Annotated in this window: 15 protein-coding genes; 12 read left to right on the forward strand and 3 right to left on the reverse strand. The window is 74.9% G+C overall.

Annotated features, from left to right (window positions below):
• The first annotated feature begins 87 nt into the window (after positions 1–87).
• The 5 genes from ACGF07_RS18100 (at position 88) to sucD (ending at position 7287) form a co-directional block, all read left to right on the forward strand.
• Positions 88–1170 carry an AAA family ATPase gene (locus ACGF07_RS18100; protein WP_350735833.1) on the forward strand — a complete coding sequence of 361 codons (1083 nt, stop codon included), beginning with the start codon at positions 88–90 and terminating at the stop codon, positions 1168–1170.
• A complete protein-coding gene (locus ACGF07_RS18105; protein ID WP_392899776.1) occupies positions 1167–3563 on the forward strand; it encodes a DUF5682 family protein in 2397 nt (798 codons plus the stop codon). Before ACGF07_RS18100 ends, ACGF07_RS18105 begins: the two co-directional genes overlap by 4 nt.
• Positions 3564–3732: 169 nt before the next feature.
• The gene (locus tag ACGF07_RS18110) at positions 3733–4914 is read left to right on the forward strand and encodes a VWA domain-containing protein (RefSeq protein WP_392899779.1); all 1182 of its coding nucleotides are present in this window, start codon (positions 3733–3735) and stop codon (positions 4912–4914) included.
• Positions 4915–5204: 290 nt separating this feature from the next.
• Complete coding sequence (gene sucC, locus ACGF07_RS18115; protein WP_350735842.1) at positions 5205–6377, forward strand: ADP-forming succinate--CoA ligase subunit beta; 1173 nt, start codon at positions 5205–5207, stop codon at positions 6375–6377.
• Positions 6378–6396: 19 nt separating this feature from the next.
• Positions 6397–7287, forward strand: a complete 891-nt coding sequence (gene sucD, locus ACGF07_RS18120; protein WP_350735845.1) for a succinate--CoA ligase subunit alpha — start codon at positions 6397–6399, stop codon at positions 7285–7287.
• 99 nt (positions 7288–7386) lie between these two features.
• Here sucD and ACGF07_RS18125 read toward each other — a convergent pair whose 3' ends face one another.
• Positions 7387–9249, reverse strand: coding sequence for a sigma factor-like helix-turn-helix DNA-binding protein (locus ACGF07_RS18125; RefSeq protein ID WP_392899783.1), 1863 nt, complete (start codon positions 9247–9249; stop codon positions 7387–7389).
• Positions 9250–9381: 132 nt separating this feature from the next.
• Here ACGF07_RS18125 and ACGF07_RS18130 point away from each other — a divergent pair, with 132 nt between their 5' ends.
• Positions 9382–10857, forward strand: coding sequence for a DUF6350 family protein (locus ACGF07_RS18130; RefSeq protein WP_392899785.1), 1476 nt, complete (start codon positions 9382–9384; stop codon positions 10855–10857).
• A gap of 95 nt (positions 10858–10952) precedes the next feature.
• Here ACGF07_RS18130 and ACGF07_RS18135 read toward each other — a convergent pair whose 3' ends face one another.
• Positions 10953–11621: a hypothetical protein gene (locus ACGF07_RS18135; protein ID WP_392899787.1), complete on the reverse strand. Its 669-nt coding sequence runs from the start codon at positions 11619–11621 to the stop codon at positions 10953–10955.
• A gap of 449 nt (positions 11622–12070) precedes the next feature.
• Here ACGF07_RS18135 and purN point away from each other — a divergent pair, with 449 nt between their 5' ends.
• Positions 12071–12730, forward strand: coding sequence for a phosphoribosylglycinamide formyltransferase (gene purN, locus ACGF07_RS18140; protein ID WP_350735855.1), 660 nt, complete (start codon positions 12071–12073; stop codon positions 12728–12730).
• Positions 12727–14298 (forward strand): bifunctional phosphoribosylaminoimidazolecarboxamide formyltransferase/IMP cyclohydrolase, encoded by a 1572-nt coding sequence (purH, locus tag ACGF07_RS18145; RefSeq protein ID WP_392899789.1) that lies wholly within the window; start codon positions 12727–12729, stop codon positions 14296–14298. The genes purN and purH overlap by 4 nt, the downstream gene beginning before the upstream one ends.
• A gap of 65 nt (positions 14299–14363) precedes the next feature.
• On the opposite strand, the gene ACGF07_RS18150 is transcribed toward purH, so the two are convergent.
• Positions 14364–14969 carry a hypothetical protein gene (locus tag ACGF07_RS18150; RefSeq protein WP_350735861.1) on the reverse strand — a complete coding sequence of 202 codons (606 nt, stop codon included), beginning with the start codon at positions 14967–14969 and terminating at the stop codon, positions 14364–14366.
• Positions 14970–15449: 480 nt separating this feature from the next.
• Between ACGF07_RS18150 and ACGF07_RS18155 the strand changes: the two genes are divergently transcribed.
• The 4 genes from ACGF07_RS18155 (at position 15450) to ACGF07_RS18170 (ending at position 19398) form a co-directional block, all read left to right on the forward strand.
• Positions 15450–16304, forward strand: coding sequence for a bifunctional methylenetetrahydrofolate dehydrogenase/methenyltetrahydrofolate cyclohydrolase (locus ACGF07_RS18155; protein ID WP_350735864.1), 855 nt, complete (start codon positions 15450–15452; stop codon positions 16302–16304).
• A gap of 19 nt (positions 16305–16323) precedes the next feature.
• Positions 16324–16749 carry a DUF3017 domain-containing protein gene (locus ACGF07_RS18160; protein WP_350735867.1) on the forward strand — a complete coding sequence of 142 codons (426 nt, stop codon included), beginning with the start codon at positions 16324–16326 and terminating at the stop codon, positions 16747–16749.
• A gap of 219 nt (positions 16750–16968) precedes the next feature.
• On the forward strand, positions 16969–17961 hold the full coding sequence (locus tag ACGF07_RS18165; RefSeq protein WP_350735870.1) for a malate dehydrogenase: 993 nt from the start codon (positions 16969–16971) through the stop codon (positions 17959–17961).
• A 111-nt stretch (positions 17962–18072) separates the two neighbouring features.
• On the forward strand, positions 18073–19398 hold the full coding sequence (locus ACGF07_RS18170) for a hemolysin family protein (protein WP_392899793.1): 1326 nt from the start codon (positions 18073–18075) through the stop codon (positions 19396–19398).
• The last annotated feature ends 5 nt before the right edge of the window (positions 19399–19403 follow it).

Below are 19403 nucleotides of genomic sequence, written 5' to 3' on the forward strand. Positions count from 1 at the left end.
CCACAGGCCGGGACGCCGACCTGGCTCCCCCCGATCACCCCGTCGCCGGGCCACCCGTGTGCCCGGCGCCGACCCGAAGGAGCCCTCATGACCGACGTTCTGCGGCAACACGCCGAGGACGCCTTCGCCGGCGAACTGGCCGCACTGGCCGCGCAGGACGACCGGCCGCGCCCCGAGCGCTGGAAGCTCTCCCCGTGGGCCGTGGCGACCTACCTGCTCGGCGGCGAGCTGCCCGACGGCACCGCGATCACCCCCAAGTACATCGGCCCGCGCCGGGTGGTGGAGGTCGCCGTCACCACCCTGGCGACGGACCGCGCGCTGCTGCTGCTCGGTGTGCCCGGCACCGCCAAGACCTGGGTGTCCGAGCACCTGGCCGCGGCGATCAGCGGCGACTCCACCCTGCTGGTGCAGGGCACCGCCGGCACCCCCGAGGAGGCCGTCCGGTACGGCTGGAACTACGCCCAGCTGCTCACCCACGGCCCCAGCCGGGACGCCCTGGTGCCCTCGCCGCTGATGCGGGCGATGGCCGACGGCAGGATCGCCCGGGTCGAGGAGCTGACCCGCATCCCCGCCGACGTGCAGGACAGCCTGATCACCATCCTGTCCGAGAAGACCCTTCCGGTACCGGAACTGGGCACCGAGACCCAGGCCGTGCGCGGCTTCAACGTGATCGCCACCGCCAACGACCGGGACCGCGGCGTCAACGAGCTGTCCAGCGCGCTGCGCCGCCGCTTCAACACCGTGGTGCTGCCGCTGCCCGGCTCGCTGGAGGAGGAGGTCGACATCGTCACCCGCCGGGTCAACCAGCTCGGCCGCTCGCTCGAGCTGCCCGAACTGCCCGGCGGCGCCGAGGAGATCCGGCGGGTGGTCACCGTCTTCCGCGAGCTGCGGGCCGGGGTCACGGTGGACGGCCGGACGAAGGTGAAGACCCCGAGCAGCACCCTCTCCACCGCCGAGGCGATCTCGGTGGTCACCAACGGCCTGGCCCTGGCCGCCCACTTCGGCGACGGCGTGCTGCGCGCCGGAGACGTGACGGACGGCGTCGTCGGCGCCGTCGTCCGCGACCCGGTCGCCGACCGGGCGGTGTGGCGCGAGTACGTCGAAGGGGTGGTGCGCGAGCGCGACGGCTGGAAGGACTTCTACCGCGCCGCCCGCGAGGTGACGGCATGACCGAGGTCGCCCTGCTGGGCATCCGGCACCACGGACCGGGCTCGGCCCGGGCGGTGGCCGCCGCGCTGACGCAGTGGCAGCCGGACGCGGTGCTGATCGAAGGACCGCCGGAGGCCGACGACATCGTCCACCTCGCCGCCGGGAAGGACCTCGTCCCGCCGGTCGCCCTGCTCGCCCACGCCGTGGACGACCCGGCGCGGGCCGCCTTCTGGCCGTACGCCGAGTTCTCCCCCGAGTGGGTGGCGATCCGCCACGGCGTCGAGCACGGCCTGCCGGTCCACTTCATCGACCTGCCCGCCGGCTACGGCTTCGAGCCGCTCACCGGTGCCGACGGCACCGCCGACGCCGACGGCACCGGCGGCACCGACGGCGCCGGCGGACCGGCCGCCGACCCGCTGGCCCTGCTCGCCGAAGCCGCCGGGTACGACGACCCGGAGCGCTGGTGGGAGGACGTCATCGAGCATCGCGCCCCGGGAGAGGACGTGCTGGCGCCGTTCGCCGCCGTCGCCGAGGCGATGGGCGCGCTGCGCGCCGAGGGGCTCGGCGAGTCCCGCCGGGACCGGCTGCGCGAGGCGCACATGCGCCAGCGGATCCGCGCCGCCCGCCGGGCCGGCCACCGCCGGATCGCCGTGGTCTGCGGGGCCTTCCACGTCCCCGCGCTGGCGGCGATGCCCACCGTCGCCCACGACCGGGCGCTGCTCGCCGAGCTGCCGAAGAAGGTACGGGCGGACATCACCTGGATCCCGTGGACGCACCGCCGGCTCTCCCAGTCCACCGGCTACGGCGCGGGCGTCCAGTCGCCCGGCTGGTACCACCACCTGTTCACCACCACCGGCGACCCGGTGCCGCGCTGGCTCACCCGGGCCGCCGAGCTGCTGCGCGCCGAGGACCACCCGGTCTCCTCCGCGCACGTCATCGAGGCGGTCCGGCTCGCCGAGACCCTCGCGGTGCTGCGCGGCCGTCCGCTCGCCGGGCTGACCGAGACCCTGGACGCCGTCCGCGCGGTGCTCTGCGAGGGCTCGGAGGTCGCCCTGGAGCTCGTCCGGGACCGCCTGGTGGTCGGCGACGAACTCGGCGAGGTCCCCGACGCCGCACCGACGGTGCCGCTGCAGCGCGACCTCGCCCGGCTGCAGCGCTCGCTGCGCCTCAAGCCCGCGGCCGCGCCGCGGGACCTCGACCTGGACCTGCGCAAGGACACCGACGCCGCCCGGTCCCGGCTGCTGCACCGGCTGCGGCTGCTCGGCATCGAGTGGGGCGTGCCCGCCCGCTCCTCGGTGGCCTCCACCGGCACCTTCCGGGAGAGCTGGCGGCTGTGCTGGCAGCCCGAGTTCTCGGTCCGGATCGCCGAGGCCGCCCAGTGGGGCACCACGGTCGAGGAGGCCGCCGGCCACAAGGCGGTCGGCACCGCCCGCGCCGCCGGCGAACTCGCCGAGCTGACCGGGCTGGTGGAGACCTGCCTGCTGGCCGGGCTGTCCGACGCGCTGCCCGCCGTGATGCGGGTGCTCACCGACTGCGCGGCCCTGGACACCGACGTCGCCCACCTGGCCGGCGCGCTGCCCGCGCTGGTCCGCGCGCTGCGCTACGGCGACGTGCGCGGCACCGACCACGGCGCGCTCGCCGAGGCGGCGGCGGGCCTGGCCGAGCGGGTCTGCGTCGGACTGCCACCCGCCTGCGTCGGCCTGGACGCGGAGAGCGCGGCGGCGATGCGCGTGCGGATCGACGAGGTGCACGGCGCGATCGGCCTGCTGGCCTCCGCCGGGGGCGGGACCGCCGACCCGGCGGCGGACGCGGCCGGTCCGGGGACGCCGGGCGGCCCGGGGGCCGCCGAGGGGGCACCGGACCGCGTCGGCCCGGCCGGCCTGGCCGACCGCTGGGCCGCCGCCCTGCGCTCGCTGGCCGCCCGCGAGCCGTCCGGCGGACCGGCCACCGGCGCCCCCGGTCTGCTGCGCGGCCGGGCCGTCCGGCTGCTGCTGGACGACGGCCGGCTCGACTCGGAGCAGGCCGGCCGCCGACTGCGGCTGGTGCTGTCCGTCGCCAGCGCCCCGGCCGACGCGGCCGGCTGGGTCGAGGGCTTCCTCACCGGCGGCGGCGCCCTGCTGCTGCACGACCCCCGGCTGCTCGCCCTGCTGGACGAGTGGCTGACGGGGGTGAGCGGCGAGGTCTTCACCGACGTCCTGCCGCTGCTGCGCCGCACCTTCGCCGGCCTCGAGGCGGGCGTGCGCACCACCATCGGCGGCCGGGTCGCGGCCGGCCCGCTGGGCGCGCCCCCGGCGGCGTCCGGGACGGCCGGCGAACTGGACCGGGACCGCGCGGAAGCGGCCGTCCCCGTGGTGGCCCTGCTGCTCGGCGTCCGCCCGAGGATCCCCCGGCAGACCACCGGCCGCGACACCTGACGCCGGTGGCACCTGATGCCGGCCGCACCGCTCACCCGCACCACCCGGCCACCGCACCACCCGGCCACCGCACCACCCCGCCACCGCAGCACCCGGCGGCCGCGCCGCCCACCCGCACCACCCACCGCAACACCCGACCACCGCGTTACCGCTGAAGCAGGAGGCCGAGATGGCAGCGCCCACGACCGACGAACGGCTGCGCCGCTGGCGCCTGGTGCTCGGCGGCGAGGCCGACGGCACCGGCTGCACCCTGCGCGGCCGCGACGCCGCGATGGACGGCGCCCTGGCCGCGCTCTACCGGAGCGCTCCCGAGGAGGGCGGCCGGGCCCCGCGCGGCGGTCGCCGCAGCGCCGGCCTCGGCGGCTCGGCCCCGCAGGTGGCCCGCTGGCTGGGCGACATCCGCGAGTACTTCCCGTCGACCGTCGTCCAGCTGATGCAGCAGGACGCGATCAGCCGGCTCGGCCTGGACCGGCTGCTGCTGGAGCCGGAGATGCTGGAGGCCGTCGAACCGGACGTGCACCTGGTCGGCACCCTGCTCTCGCTCAAGCACGCGCTGCCCGAGACCACCCGGGAGACCGCCCGCGCCGTGGTCGGCAAGGTGGTCGCCGACCTGGAGCGCCGGCTCGCCGACCGGACCAGGGCCACCCTGGGCGGCGCCCTCGACCGCAGCGCGAAGGTGAACCGGCCGCGTCAGCGGGACATCGACTGGGACCGGACGATCCGGGCCAACCTGAAGAACTACCTGCCGGAGCACGGCACCGTCGTCCCCGAGCGGCTGGTCGGCTACGCCCGCGCCCAGCGCGCGGTGAAGAAGGAGGTCATCCTCTGCGTCGACCAGTCCGGCTCGATGGCGCCGTCGGTGGTGCACTCGGCGGTGTTCGGCGCGGTGCTCTCCTCGATGCGCACCCTGGACACCCGGCTGGTCGTCTTCGACACCTCGGTGGTCGACCTCACCGAGCAGCTCACCGACCCGGTCGACGTCCTGTTCGCCACCCAGCTCGGCGGCGGCACGGACATCAACCGCGCGCTCGCCTACTGCCAGTCGAGGATCACCCGGCCGTCCGAGACCGTCGTGGTGCTGATCAGCGACCTCTACGAGGGCGGCATTCGGGACGGCATGCTCAAGCGGGTCGCCGCGATGAAGGCGGCCGGCGTCCAGTTCATCGCCCTGCTCGCGCTGTCCGACGAGGGCGCACCGTCGTACGACCACGCCCACGCGGCCGCGCTGGCCGCCCTCGGCGCCCCGGCCTTCGCCTGCACCCCGGACGTCTTCCCCGAGATCATGGCGGCGGCGATCGAGAAGCGCCCGCTCCCGTGGCACCTGGTCAAGGGGGCGGAACGGGGGGTGTGACGGCCTCACCCGGGCGGGTGAACCCGCCCGATCGGCGGACCGGGCGTCCGGGCTGATCTGTGACGGTTCTCACCCAAGCCGGACAGGCCCCGGGCGGAACAGGCCCGTCCCACGGGGATAACCTGCCAGACGGACGTGACGCGCGTGTTGATTGACGTGTGCGCCCGTGGCTGTGTGGGCCGCAAGGCCGTACCTCTGCGTACCCGCACCGCCCCGACGACCCGCAGCGAAGATCCTGCCGTGGCACGCTCGTAGAGACACAATCCGCGACCACGAACAAGGACAAACACGTGGACCTGTTCGAGTACCAGGCGAGGGACCTCTTCGCCAAGCACGGCGTGCCCGTGCTTGACGGCGATGTCATCGAGACCGCCGCAGACGCTGCCGCCATCGCGGAGCGCTTCGGCGGCCGCGCCGTCGTCAAGGCTCAGGTGAAGGTGGGTGGCCGAGGCAAGGCCGGTGGCGTCAAGCTCGCCGCCGACCCGGCGGACGCCGTCGCCAAGGCCGAGCAGATCCTCGGCATGGACATCAAGGGCCACACCGTGCACAAGGTGATGCTGGCCCAGACCGCGGACATCCAGGAGGAGTACTACGTCTCCTACCTGCTGGACCGCGCCAACCGCACCTTCCTGGCCATGGCCAGCGTCGAGGGCGGCATGGACATCGAGGAGGTCGCGGCCACCAAGCCCGAGGCCCTCGCGAAGATCCCGGTGGACGCGAACGAGGGCGTGACCGCGGAGAAGGCCGCCGAGATCGTGGCCGCCGCGAAGTTCCCGGCCGACGTCGCCCCGCAGATCGCCGAGGTCCTGCAGACCCTGTGGACCGTCTTCGTCAAGGAGGACGCCCTCCTGGTCGAGGTCAACCCGCTGATCAAGTCGGGTGACGGCCGGATCATCGCCCTCGACGGCAAGGTCTCGCTGGACGCGAACGCCGACTTCCGCCAGCCCGAGCACGAGGCGCTGGAGGACAAGGCCGCGGCCAACCCGCTCGAGGCCGCCGCCAAGGCCAAGGGCCTGAACTACGTCAAGCTCGACGGCCAGGTCGGCATCATCGGCAACGGCGCGGGCCTCGTCATGAGCACCCTCGACGTGGTCGCCTACGCCGGTGAGAAGCACGGCGGCGTCAAGCCCGCCAACTTCCTCGACATCGGCGGCGGCGCCTCGGCCGAGGTCATGGCGAACGGCCTGGAGATCATCCTGGGCGACCCGGACGTCAAGTCGGTCTTCGTCAACGTCTTCGGCGGCATCACCGCCTGTGACGCGGTCGCCAACGGCATCGTGCAGGCCCTGGCCCTCCTCGAGGAGAAGGGCGAGGAGGTCACCAAGCCGCTGGTCGTCCGTCTGGACGGCAACAACGCCGAGCTGGGTCGCAAGATCCTGACCGACGCCAACCACCCGCTGGTCCAGCAGGTGGACACCATGGACGGCGCCGCGGACCGCGCCGCCGAGCTGGCCAACAAGTAAGGAAGGGGACTTTCACACCATGGCTATCTTCCTTACCAAGGACAGCAAGGTCATCGTCCAGGGCATGACCGGCTCCGAGGGCATGAAGCACACCCGCCGCATGCTCGCCTCCGGCACCCAGATCGTCGGCGGTGTCAACCCGCGCAAGGCCGGCACCACGGTCGACGTCGACGGCACCGAGATCCCGGTGTTCGGCTCGGTCGCCGAGGCGATGGAGAAGACCGGTGCCGACGTCACCGTCGTCTTCGTCCCGCCGGCGTTCACCAAGGCCGCCGTCGTCGAGGCCATCGACGCCGAGATCGGTCTGGCCGTTGTGATCACCGAGGGCGTCCCGGTGCACGACACCGCCGCCTTCTGGGCCCACGCCGGCGCCAAGGGCAACAAGACCCGGATCATCGGTCCGAACTGCCCCGGCCTGATCAGCCCCGGACAGTCGAACGCCGGCATCATCCCGGCCGACATCACCAGCGCCGGCAAGATCGGCCTGGTCTCGAAGTCCGGCACCCTGACCTACCAGCTCATGTACGAGCTGCGCGACATCGGCTTCTCCTCGGCCGTGGGCATCGGCGGTGACCCGGTCATCGGCACCACCCACATCGACGCCCTCAAGGCGTTCCAGGAGGACCCGGAGACCGAGATCATCGTCATGATCGGTGAGATCGGTGGCGACGCCGAGGAGCGCGCCGCGGCCTTCATCAAGGAGAACGTGACCAAGCCGGTCGTCGGCTACGTCGCGGGCTTCACCGCCCCCGAGGGCAAGACCATGGGCCACGCCGGCGCCATCGTCTCCGGTTCCTCGGGCACCGCCCAGGCGAAGAAGGAGGCCCTCGAGGCCGCCGGTGTGAAGGTCGGCAAGACGCCGTCCGAGACCGCCCGCCTGGCCCGCGAGATCATCGCCGCCCAGGCCTGATCCCGCTCCGGCGCAGCGAGCGCCCCCGCCCTCCCGGGCGGGGGCGCTCGCCGTTTCGGCGCCGGGGCTCCGGTCCTCGCGGTTCCGGTGCCCGCGGTGTCAGTGCCTGGGGCCCGTCGTGCAGGGCAGCGGGGACCACAGCGGACAGGCCGCCGGGCCCTGCTGCGGCGGCGGCGCCTGGACCACCGAGGGCGGCAGCTCCCAGCGCGCCACCGCCTGCGGCTGCCGGTCCACCACCACCGCCTCCAGGCCGGCCGCCGGGCTGCACCACAGACTGGCGATGCCGTTCGGCGCCCCGCCCGGCAGCAGCGGCACTCCGGGCGGCTCGACCTCCGCGGTGGGGGCCGGCACGCACAGCGCGGGCGTCGGCTGCACCCTCGGCTGGAACAGCGCCGCAGGTCGCAGCCCGGCCAGGGTCGCCACCGTCGCCCCGCCCACCGCGACCGTCAGCAGCGCCGCCGCGCCCGTCCGGCTCGCCGTCGACAACCGGTGCCGGGCCCGCAGCACCGGCACCGGCGAGCGGTGCGGCTCCGGGCACCCCCGTACCGCCGCCCGGTGCAGCAGCCCGCTCAGCCCGTCCGCGAAGCCGGGGGCCGTCGGGTCCGGCCCGACCAGGTCCGGCACCGACTGCGCCAACGCCGCCCGGGCCGCCCAGACCCGGCCCTCGGCGGCCGCCAGGGTGGACTCCACCTCGACCGCGATCGCCGCCGCGGGCAGCCCCAGCCCGTCGTGCAGCACCAGCGCCCGCCGCTGCGGCCGGGACAGCCGGCGCAGGGCCTTCAGCAGGGCCTTGTCCCGGTCGGTCAGCCGGTCGTGGTCCGGCAGGACCGCCTGGGCTTCGTTCGCCGGCCGTACCCTGATCCGCCGGTGCGGCAGCGTCCACGCGTGCGCCCGTCGCGGCCCGCCCCGGTGCCACGGCGACAGCGCCAGCTCGGACGCCCGCACCCGGACCCAGCCCTCCGGGTCGCCGGAGCGGATCACCTCGTCCCAGCCGCGCCGCGCCTGCCCGAACGCCCGCCGCACGCAGTGCACCGCCCGGTGCCGGCACGCGGTCAGCAGGAACACCTGCTGCACCAGCCGGGTGTACGTCTGCTCGTAGAGGTCGTCGAAGCTCGGCGCGGGTTCGTCCGAGAGGTCCCGCCCGCTCCCGGCCTCGGTGAGCGCCAGCTCGATGCGCTCCCTGCGGTCGGCGGAGGGCGCCGGGGCGCCCCGGAGGACCGGTGCCGGCGTCGCCGTCCGCGGCGCGGGCGCGTGCCGCTCCGGGGCGGCGGCCCGGCCGGGCGCGGGGTGGACGGCGGGTGCGTCCTGCCCGGCGGTGGGCTGCGGCCGCCCGTCGCGGGCGGTGGGAGCGCCGGGATCGGCCGAGTGCGCCGTGTGCCGTGGTGCGGCCGCGTGCTGTCGCGCGGCCGTGCCGGTCCCCGCTTCCGTGACCGCGGCCGCGGCCGTGTCCGTCCCGGCGCCCAGGGGTTCATGAACTGTCTCGGGCGTCTCGGGCGCCTCGGGCGGCGCACCGGCCCGGGCGGCCGTCCGGGTGTCCTGGGTCCGTTCCTGCGTGGGCGCGCCGCCGGCCCGGCCCTCGCGACCGGGGGAGCGGCGGTGCCGCCCCTTCCCGCCGGGCCGGGGGGCGGACGGGTCGCGGGCCGCGGCCGGGTCGGCCGTCACGCCGCCGTGTTCCCCGGTGGCCGCCGGGGACGCGTCCGGCCGGGCGGGTGCGTCCGGTGGTCGTCGGCCGGGCCCGGTGGGGGGCGCGGTCCTGATGAGGGCGACGGCGGCGGACTCGGTGGGGCAGCCGAGCTTCCGCATGGCGCGGTGGAGGTAGTTGCGCGCGGTGCCGGGGGTGACCCCGAGGGCCGAGGCGGTGTGCTGGAGGTCGTGGCCGGCGGCGAGGTGGGCGATGGCCTGGGCCTCACGGGGTGTCAGCTTCCGCAGCGGGTCGGTGGCGCGGGTGGGGGGCGTGGTCATCAGACGCTCCGGGCCGGGGCTCCGGCGGCTTGGGGGCAGGGTCTGAAAAGGCGCATAAGCCAATAATCTGGGACACGGCGGCGGTTTGCCGCTTCACGGAGCATGGCGAGTCGCCTTGGCAGCATGAGCCCCATGACACAGCTGATGGGCCGTCCGATCCTGGAAGTGCCCGGCGAATTGGGCGGACGCCCTGTGCTGGCCGACCTGTTGACGGGAGTGCGGACGGCGCTGGTCGGCCTCGCGGTGGTCACCGTACCGGTGGTCGGACTCTGGATCGTGACACCGTACGCCGACTCGGGCGCGGCGGGCGCCACCCGGTTGGCGGGCGCCCTCTGGTTGCTGGGGCACGGCGCGCCGGTGCTGCGCGGTGGCGGGGACGCCCCGCTGACCGTCACCCCGCTGCTGCTCGCCGCCCTGGCGGCGGTGCGGCTGTACCGGGCGGCCGCCGGGGTGGTGTCCCGGCGTGCGCTGCGCTCCTCCCGGAGCGGTCCGCTGGCGCTGTGGTCGGGCTACTGCGCGGTGGCGGTCGCGGTGGCACTGCACTGCGCGGGCGGCGGCCCGTTCCGCAGCCGGGTGCTGCCGGACCTCCTGGCGGTCGGCCTGTTCGCCGCCCTGGCGGTGGCCGCGGGTGTCCGCTCGGCCCGACCCGGCCCGGCCGAGGGCCTGCCGCTGTCCCTGCTCGACCGGCTGCCCCCGGGCTGGCGGCCGACCGGCGGCTCGGCCGCGGTGCGGCGGGCGGCCGGAGCGGCGGGTGCGGGGCTGGTCGCGGCGGGCGGAGCGCTGGTCGCGGTGGCGGCGGTGGTGGACGCGATGACCGGCGGCGGGCGCGGGATGTCCCTGCTCCGGGGCGGTCCCGCCGCGCTGCTCGGGCTGCTGCTGCTCACCGTGCTGCTGCTGCCGAACGCGGTGCTGTGGGGTTCCGCGTACGCGCTGGGCCCGGGTTTCGTGGTCGGTGCGGGCACCCGGGTGTCGCCGGGCGGAACGGAGCTCGGGCCGGTGCCGGAGTTCCCCCTGTTCGCCCTGCTGCCCGAGGAGGGCCCGGGCGGCTGGCGGCTCGCGGCGCTGGCCCTGCCGCTGCTGGCGGGAGTGGTGCCGGCCGTCCTGCTGGGCCGTGCGGCGGCCGGTCGGCCCTCCCCGCAGGCGCGCGGCGCCGGGCCCGGCGAGACGCACGGCACCGGGGACGGCGACGAGTGGGGTGACGGGTACGGCGACGGACCGGGCGGCGAGCGCGTCGACGGGCGGGGCGCGCCCTGGCCGCCCGCCGCGACGGTGGCGGCGGCGCTGGCGGCCGCGCTGCTGCTCGGCGCCGGTGCGGCGGTGCTGGGCCGGCTGTCGGGCGGCGCGCTGGCGGGCGGGCGGATGGCCTGGCTGGGGCCGGTGCCGTGGTGGACGGGCCCGGCGGCGGCCGGCTGGTTCGCCCTGGTCGCCGTTCCGGGAGCCCTGCTGGTGCGCCACCGCGCGCTCGCTCCGGCGGCCCCTCGGGCCAGGGCGGCCACCGTGGGCGCCTGCGCCCGGCTCTCGGCGCCCGCGCGCCGGAGCGCACTGCGGCTGCGCGCCCGTACGTACGCGCTCGTGCGGCGCCTGGCGGGCGGGGACCCCACCGGCTGAGCCCGTCGCCCGCGCGGCCCGCCACCACCCCGGCCTGATGCCCCCTCAGTCCGGCGCCCGCGCCCCTGCGGCCCGACGCCCGGTCGGCGAGCCGCCTACTCGGCGTTGCCGGTGAAGTCCACGTACCACTGCGGCGCGTACCGGTCGCAGTTCTCGGTACCGACGGTGGTCAGCGAATCCTGGACGCAGGTCACGTAGTCCTGGTAGTAGACCCCGAGCCCGATCATCAGCCCGACCATCGCGACGGTCATCGCACCGGTCAGGATCCCGGCGAGCGCGGCCGGGGTGAGGGGGTTCGGCGCCCGGGTGAGCGGGTTCGGCGCGGGGGCCCCGGAGGCCGCCGCCCCGGCCGCAGTGGCGCCGGTCGAGCCGGCGCCGGCCGTCGGCCGCTTGGCCCGCAGCGCGCTGACCCCCCAGTAGATGGCGAGCAGGGCGACCAGCAGCGCGACCCAGTGGAACTCCGCGAACAGGCAGAGCAGCGCGAACGGCCCGGCCAGCGCGGCGTTGCGGGCCCGGCGGTGGGTCGGGTCGGTCGGGTCGAGGCGCGGCGGCTGCGGTGCGGGCGGGCGCTGCCCGGGGCGGCCGTCGCCGGGGCCCTGTCCCCACGGCGGCGGCAGCTGGGGGCGGTCGTCGCCGCCCTGGCCGCCGTTGCCCCCCGGGCCCTGGCCGGGCCAGCCGCCGCGCGGCTGCCACGGCTGGTCCGGGGCGTCCGCCGGCGGCGGCGCGAAGGGGTTGTGCTCGCCGTTGTCGTCGCCGCTGCTCATCGGTTCAGCCATTCCTTCTCGGTCGGGGCCCGGGCGGAGGGTCTCGTGTCGGAGCGGTCTCCGCGTCCCCCCATGATCCCGCAGCCGTCCGGGCGCCCGGCGGGGGCCCGTGCCCCCGGGCCGGCGGGGAGTCCCGGCCCCGGCTCGGCGAGGTCCCGCACTCGGGCCGGCGGGCAGTCGCGTTCCGGCCCGGCGGCGGTCCGCGACCGGGGCGCCCCGGGCCCGAGGAGATCCCCGTCTCAACTACGCGCGTAGCGCTGCCCGGACCGTGCGGAGGCCGTCCGACCAGCCGTTATCGTGGTGACGGTCAGCAGCTCACATCGGTTCCCGGGGCTCCGCGTCGCGGCGGGTTCCCCCGGTGTTCCCCTTCGCTCGACCTGCCGTTCGTAGTGGCCCCACCGCCGGTGGACGTACCAGCGGACGGCGCCCGACCAACGGAGAATCGCGCAGTGGCCGCCGCCCCCGCCCAGCTCTTCCCGCCCCGTACGCCCGGACCGGCTCGCCTGGTGGTGCTGGTCTCCGGCTCCGGCACCAATCTGCAGGCGCTGATCGACGCCGTCGCCGACCCCGCCTACGGCGCCGAGATCGTCGCCGTGGGTGCGGACCGGGACGGCATCGCCGGTCTGGAGCGCGCCGAGAAGGCCGGTCTGCCGACCTTCGTCCACCGCGTGAAGGACTTCCCGGACCGGGCCGAGTGGGACCGCGCGCTGACCGCCTCCGTCGCCGGACACGAGCCGGACCTGGTGGTCACGGCCGGCTTCATGAAGATCCTCGGCCCCCGGTTCATCACGGCCTTCGCCGGGCGGATCGTCAACACCCACCCCGCACTGCTGCCCGCCTTCCCCGGCGCCCACGGCGTCCGCGACGCCCTCGCGTACGGGGTGAAGGTCACCGGCTGCACCGTCCACCTGGTCGACGCCGGGGTGGACACCGGGCCGATCATCGCGCAGGGCGTCGTCGAGGTCGTCGACGCCGACCACGCCGATGGCGGCGACGCGCTGCACGAGCGCATCAAGACTGTCGAGCGCAAGCTGCTCGTCGACGTCGTGGGCCGGCTGGCCCGCGAAGGTCACCGCATCGAGGACCGAAAGGTATGGATTCCGGCATGAGCTCCACCACGCCGCCCGTTTCGGAGAACATCCGTCCGATCCGTCGCGCGCTGATCAGCGTGTACGACAAGACCGGTCTGGAGGAGCTGGCCCAGGGCCTGCACGCCGCCGGGGTCGCCATCGTCTCCACCGGCTCCACCGCCGGCCGGATCGCCGCCGCCGGTGTCCCGGTGACCGAGGTCTCCGAGCTGACCGGCTTCCCGGAGTGCCTGGACGGCCGCGTGAAGACGCTGCACCCCCGGGTGCACGCCGGCGTGCTGGCCGACCTCCGGCTGGAGTCGCACCGCGCGCAGCTGTCCGAGCTGGGCGTCGAGCCCTTCGACCTGGTCGTGGTCAACCTCTACCCGTTCAAGGCCACCGTCGCCTCCGGCGCCACCCCGGACGAGTGCGTCGAGCAGATCGACATCGGCGGCCCGAGCATGGTCCGCGCCGCCGCCAAGAACCACCCCTCGGTGGCCGTCGTGGTCGACCCGGCCCGCTACGCCGACGTGCTCAAGGCCGTCCAGGACGGCGGCTTCGACCTGGCCACCCGCAAGCGCCTGGCCGGTGCCGCGTTCGCCCACACCGCCGCCTACGACGTGGCCGTCGCCTCCTGGTTCGAGGCCGGCTACGCCCCCGGCGACGAGCGCTTCCCCGGCTTCCTCGGCGGCACCTGGGAGCGGCAGGACGTGCTGCGCTACGGCGAGAACCCGCACCAGGGCGCCGCGCTGTACAGCGACGGCACGGGCGGCCTGGCCGGCGCGCGGCAGCTGCACGGCAAGGAGATGTCGTACAACAACTACGTCGACACCGACGCCGCCCGCCGCGCCGCGTACGACCACGCCGAGCCGGCCGTCGCGATCATCAAGCACGCCAACCCGTGCGGCATCGCGATCGGCGCCGACGTCGTCGAGGCGCACCGCAAGGCGCACGAGTGCGACCCGGTCTCCGCGTACGGCGGCGTGATCGCGGTCAACCGCCCGGTCACCGTCGAGCTGGCCGAGCAGATCGCCCCGATCTTCACCGAGGTCGTCGTGGCCCCCGGCTACGAGGAGGGCGCGGTCGAGGTGCTGGCCCGCAAGAAGAACCTGCGGGTGCTGCTCGCCCCGGAGCCCCCGGCCAACCGCCAGGAGATCCGTCCGATCTCCGGCGGCGTGCTGCTCCAGGACGCCGACCGGGTGCACGCCGAGGGCGACGACCCGGCGAACTGGACGCTGGCCAGCGGCGAGGCGCTCTCCGAGGCCGAGCTGGCCGAACTGGCCTTCGCCTGGCGGGCCTGCCGGGCCGTCAAGTCCAACGCGATCCTGCTGGCCAAGGACGGCGCCTCGGTCGGCGTCGGCATGGGCCAGGTCAACCGGGTCGACTCCTGCAAGCTCGCGGTCGAGCGGGCCGGCGAGCGGGCCGCGGGCTCGTACGCGGCCTCGGACGCCTTCTTCCCGTTCCCGGACGGCCCGGAGATCCTGATCGCCGCGGGCGTGAAGGCGATCGTGCAGCCGGGCGGTTCGATCCGTGACGAGCAGGTCGTCGAGGCGGCCGCCAAGGCGGGCGTGACGATGTACTTCACCGGCGCCCGGCACTTCTTCCACTGAGTGCACGAAGCGGCCCGGCCCCTCCGAGGAGGGGCCGGGCCGCTTCGTGTTGTCCTGCCGTCCGGTCAGTAGCGCGGCCGGTTGAACCAGTTGACGCCGTCCCGGACGCACATGGCGGTGATCCAGATGATGCTGATCGCCAGCCACAGGAAGGCCATCACCAGGCCCACGGCGGTGCCGGCCGAGATGGCGCCCAGCAGGATGAGCAGGCCGACCAGGCCCCCGAGCGAGCCGTACACGATGGTGGTGACCCGGACGGTGTTGCCGCCCTTGCCGAACTTCGCGCCGAGCGTGATGGACAGCGCGGCGAAGAGCGCGAACAGGACGGCGACGACGATGATGACGCCGGCGGCGGCGTCGCCCATCGCGGTGAACGGGTTGTCGTCCGTCGTGTGCTTGATGGTGTTGGTGGCGTCCTTGGCGGCCGCACCGATGATCAGGTAGATGATCGCGAGGATCGTCTGCACGCCGCCCACGATGAACAGCAGCACCCGGGCGGTCATCACCAGGCCCGGCATGGACTGCGGAACGGCCGGCGCGTAGCCGTAACCCGGCGCGGCCGGCGGGTAGCCGTACCCCGGGGAGGGCGGCGGCGGGGCCTGCTGCGGGTAGCCGTAGCCCGGTGCGGGCGGCTGGCCGTACGGGTTGTTCGGGTCGGGCGGGTAAGTCATGGATGCCTCCGGGCAGTTACGGGACACGGGGACGGGACGGCGGAGGACCCGGTTGCGGCCGGCGAGTCGGGTCGACGACGGAACGGGACGGTATCGGAGCGCAGTGACAGCCCGGCGGCGGTGACGGGCGCGGGCCGGCTCAGCAGTCCGGTGAGGAACGGACGAGCACGCGCCGGGACGGGCGCGGCACGGCGAGGACGGCGCCGTGGCGGTCGGGCTGCTCGGTCTGCTGTGGTCGGATCACTGGCTCTTTCCCCCGGGTACGCCCCCGCCGTGGGATCCGTCGGCCCGTCACCGGGCCGGGTCGCGGCAGGGGATGCCCGCATATCGTCGTCCGGACGGCAGTACCGTGTCCAGCCGGTTCCGCGGGCCGGGCCGAGACTGTGGCGCAACCGCAATGTGGTGCGGACCTTCCGTACCCGTTCGGTCGCCCGGGCGGCCCCGGTACGGAGGGCGGCCGCGATCCGGGAGAATGGGGTCATGACTGCCCAGATTCTCGATGGCAAGGCCACCGCCGCCGCGATCAAGTCCGAACTCGCCGCCCGCGTGGCGGCCCTCAAGGCGAAGGGCGTCACGCCCGGCCTCGGCACCGTCCTGGTCGGCGACGACCCGGGCAGCCGCTGGTACGTCAACGGGAAGCACAAGGACTGCGCCGAGGTCGGCATCGCCTCGATCCAGCGCGAGCTTCCCGCGACCGCCACCCAGGAGGACGTCGAGAACGTCGTCCGCGAGCTCAACGCCGACCCGGCCTGCACCGGCTACATCGTGCAGCTGCCGCTGCCCAGGGGCCTGGACCAGAACCCCGTCCTGGAGCTGATGGACCCGGACAAGGACGCCGACGGGCTGCACCCGACCTCGCTGGGCCGGCTCGCCCTGGGCATCGAGGGCCCGCTGCCGTGCACCCCGCTGGGCATCGTCGAGCTGCTGCGCCGCCACGACGTCGAGATCGACGGCGCCGAGGTGGTCGTGGTCGGCCGCGGCATCACCGTCGGCCGCTCGATCGGCCTGCTGCTGACCCGCCGCAGCGAGAACGCCACCGTGACCCTGTGCCACACCGGCACCCGCGACCTCGGCGCGCACCTGCGCAAGGCCGACATCATCGTGGCCGCCGCGGGCGTGCCGCACCTGGTCAAGCCGGAGGACGTCAAGCCGGGCGCGGCGGTGCTGGACGTGGGCGTCAGCCGCAGCGAGGGCAGGATCGTCGGCGACGTGCACCCGGGCGTGGCCGAGGTGGCAGGCTGGATCTCCCCGAACCCCGGCGGCGTGGGCCCGATGACCCGCGCGATGCTGCTCAACAACATCGTCGAGGCGGCCGAGCGCCGCGTCGGCGTCTGACCCCAGAGGGACGGCGAGCATGACTGAACCGCGACCGGCGCGGTCCCGGCGCAGGCCGGTCAAGACCACCGGCACCCTGCCGCCCGAGGGCGCGGCCCCCGCCCTCGGGCGCGACCACGCCCTGCCGGTCCGGCAGTGGCCGATAACGCTGGTCCTGTCGGTGGTCGGGGCCGGTCTCGCGGTCACCTGGTTCGCCGACTTCAAGGACGGCTTCAAGTACGGGCTGCTGATCCTCGGCATCGGGGTGCTGCTCGGCGCCGTGCTGCGGCTGGTGCTGCCCGAGGTCGGGATGTTGGCGGTCCGCAGCCGCTTCACCGACGTGCTGGTGCTGGCCTTCCTGGGGGCCTCGATCGTGCTGCTGACCCTGGTGGCGCAGCCGAACCCGTGGCTGGAGATCCCGTTGCTCGACAACATCGGCCAGCTGATCGGCAGGCCCAAGCACTGAGCCCGCCCTGCGCGCGGCCGCGGCCCCCGTCCGCCCGTCCGGACGGGGGCCGCGGTGCGTCCCCTCCGGTCTGTTCTGTGACGCATCAGCCACGCCCGCACACGCGGCGTACGCTTCGCTTTGCGATAACCTGACGCCGGTCTCTCGATGTCGAGAGATCATCCTGGCTCCAGTGCCGGTGTGCCTGGGGCACCTGGCGATTTGCTGGAGAAGGTAGAAATGACCCGCACCCCCGTCAACGTCACCATCACCGGAGCCGCCGGCCAGATCGGCTACGCGCTGCTCTTCCGCATCGCCTCGGGCCACCTGCTCGGTGCCGACGTGCCGGTGAACCTGCGCCTCCTGGAGATCCCGCAGGGCCTCAAGGCCGCCGAGGGCACCGCGATGGAGCTCGTCGACTGCGCCTTCCCGCTGCTGCGGGACATCAAGATCACCGACAACCCGAACGAGGCCTTCGACGGCGCCAACGTCGCGCTGCTGGTCGGCGCCCGTCCGCGCACCGCCGGCATGGAGCGCGGCGACCTGCTGCAGGCCAACGGCGGCATCTTCGGCCCGCAGGGCAAGGCCATCAACGACCACGCCGCGGACGACATCAAGGTCCTGGTCGTCGGCAACCCGGCCAACACCAACGCCCTGATCGCCCAGCGCAACGCCCCCGACGTCCCGGCCGAGCGCTTCACCGCGATGACCCGCCTGGACCACAACCGCGCCGTCGGCCAGCTGTCGGCCAAGACCGGCGCCCTGGTCTCGGACATCAAGCGCGTCACCATCTGGGGCAACCACTCCGCGACCCAGTACCCGGACATCTTCCAGGCCGAGGTCGCCGGCAAGCCGGCCTTCGAGGCCGTCGGCAGCGACCAGGCCTGGCTGGAGAACGACTTCATCCCGACCGTCGCCAAGCGGGGCGCCGCCATCATCGACGCCCGCGGCGCCTCCTCGGCCGCCTCGGCCGCCAACGCCGCCATCGACCACGTGTACACCTGGGTCAACGGCACCGCCGAGGGCGACTGGACCTCCATGGGCGTCGTCTCCGACGGCTCCTACGGCGTCCCGCAGGGCCTGATCTCCTCCTTCCCGGTCACCACCAAGGACGGCAGGTTCGAGATCGTCCAGGGCCTGGAGATCTCCGACTTCTCGCGCGCCCGCATCGACGCCTCGGTCAAGGAGCTGGCCGAGGAGCGCGACGCGGTCCAGGAGCTGGGCCTCATCTGAGCCCCGCCCGCACGGTCCGTCCCGGCGGCCCGCCCCTTCCGCGACCGGGAGGCGGCGGGCCGCCGCCGTGTCCGGGGCTTCGACCGCACCGGCCACCTACACTGGCCCGCTGTGAACGAAACCCTCGGGGACGCCGCGCTCGTCCTCGTCTTCATCCTGCTGGGCGGGCTGTTCAACGTCGCCGAGATCTCGCTGATCTCGCTGCGCGAGGGCCAGATCCGGGCGCTGGAAGGGCACGGCACCCGGCGCTCGGCCCGTGCCGCCCACCTGGCCGCCGATCCGAACCGCTTCCTGGCCGCCGTCCAGGTCGGTGTGACCTGCATGGGCTTCCTGTCCGCCGCCTTCGGCGCCGACACCCTGTCGGGCAAGGTCGCCCCGCTGTTCGTCCGGGCCGGGCTGTCCGAGGGCGTGGCCGACGCGGTCGCCCTGGTCGGCCTCACCCTGGTGATCAGCTACGTCTCGCTGGTGCTCGGCGAGCTCACCCCCAAGCGGATCGGCCTCCAGCGCGCCGAGTCCATCGCGGTGGTCGCCGCGCCCGTGGTGGACGTGATGTCCGTGGCGCTGCGTCCGGTGATCTGGCTGCTCGGCCACTCCACCAACCTGATGGTCCGCCTGCTCGGCGGCGACCCGGCGGCCGGACGCGGCTCGATGAGCTCCGAGGAGCTCCGCGGCCTGGTCGCGGCCAACACCGAACTGGGCAGCGACGAAAGGGCGTTGATCGCGGACGTGTTCGCCGCCGGGGAGCGCCAGCTGCGCGAGGTGATGGTCCCGCGCACCGAGGTGACCTTCCTGGACGCCGAGCGCCCGCTGAACGCCGTACGGCACCAGGCCGAGACCTCGCCGCACTCGCGGTACCCGGTGGTCGAGGGCAGCGCCGACGCCGTGGTCGGCTTCGTCCACGTCCGGGACCTCTACGGCGCCCGCGGCGAGCAGGCCGTCAAGGTCCGCGACCTCGCCCGTCCCGTCAAGCTGCTCCCCGGCACCAAGCGGGTGCTGGAGGCGATGGGCGAGATGCGCCGGGAGGGCCACCACCTGGCCATCGTGGTCGACGAGTACGGCGGCACCGCCGGGATCGTCACCCTGGAGGACCTGGTCGAGGAGGTGGTCGGCGAGATCCGGGACGAGTACGACCGGCCGGAGACCGCCACCACCCGCCGGCTGGCCGGCGGCGGCATCGAACTGGACGGCCTGCTCAACCTCGGCGACTTCGAGGAGGAGACCGGCGTCACCCTGCCCGAGGGCCCGTACGAGACGGTGGCCGGCTGCCTGGTCGCCTCGCTGGGCCGGCTGCCCCGGGACGGCGACCAGGCCCGCGTCCCGCTGCGCGGCGGCGGGGCGGTGCTGCTGACGGTGGCCAAGGTGGAGGGCAGGCGGATCGCCCGGGTGAGGGTGAGTGCCGTCACACCCGCCGAGCCTGCGGGGGCGGAGGTTTCCTGAGCGCC

The sequence above is a fragment of the Kitasatospora sp. NPDC048194 genome (assembly GCF_043202455.1).
Classification (GTDB): Bacteria; Actinomycetota; Actinomycetes; order Streptomycetales; family Streptomycetaceae; genus Kitasatospora.

Coding starts and splice junctions, on each gene's coding strand:
- ACGF07_RS18105 (WP_392899776.1), top strand. CDS start 1,167: ATGACCGAGGTCGCCCTGCTGGGCATCCGGCACCACGGACCGGGCTCG.
- ACGF07_RS18160 (WP_350735867.1), top strand. CDS start 16,324: ATGACTGAACCGCGACCGGCGCGGTCCCGGCGCAGGCCGGTCAAGACC.
- ACGF07_RS18125 (WP_392899783.1), bottom strand. CDS start 9,249: ATGACCACGCCCCCCACCCGCGCCACCGACCCGCTGCGGAAGCTGACA.
- ACGF07_RS18100 (WP_350735833.1), top strand. CDS start 88: ATGACCGACGTTCTGCGGCAACACGCCGAGGACGCCTTCGCCGGCGAA.
- sucD (WP_350735845.1), top strand. CDS start 6,397: ATGGCTATCTTCCTTACCAAGGACAGCAAGGTCATCGTCCAGGGCATG.
- ACGF07_RS18165 (WP_350735870.1), top strand. CDS start 16,969: ATGACCCGCACCCCCGTCAACGTCACCATCACCGGAGCCGCCGGCCAG.
- ACGF07_RS18150 (WP_350735861.1), bottom strand. CDS start 14,969: ATGACTTACCCGCCCGACCCGAACAACCCGTACGGCCAGCCGCCCGCA.
- purH (WP_392899789.1), top strand. CDS start 12,727: ATGAGCTCCACCACGCCGCCCGTTTCGGAGAACATCCGTCCGATCCGT.
- ACGF07_RS18155 (WP_350735864.1), top strand. CDS start 15,450: ATGACTGCCCAGATTCTCGATGGCAAGGCCACCGCCGCCGCGATCAAG.
- ACGF07_RS18110 (WP_392899779.1), top strand. CDS start 3,733: ATGGCAGCGCCCACGACCGACGAACGGCTGCGCCGCTGGCGCCTGGTG.
- ACGF07_RS18130 (WP_392899785.1), top strand. CDS start 9,382: ATGACACAGCTGATGGGCCGTCCGATCCTGGAAGTGCCCGGCGAATTG.
- ACGF07_RS18135 (WP_392899787.1), bottom strand. CDS start 11,621: ATGAGCAGCGGCGACGACAACGGCGAGCACAACCCCTTCGCGCCGCCG.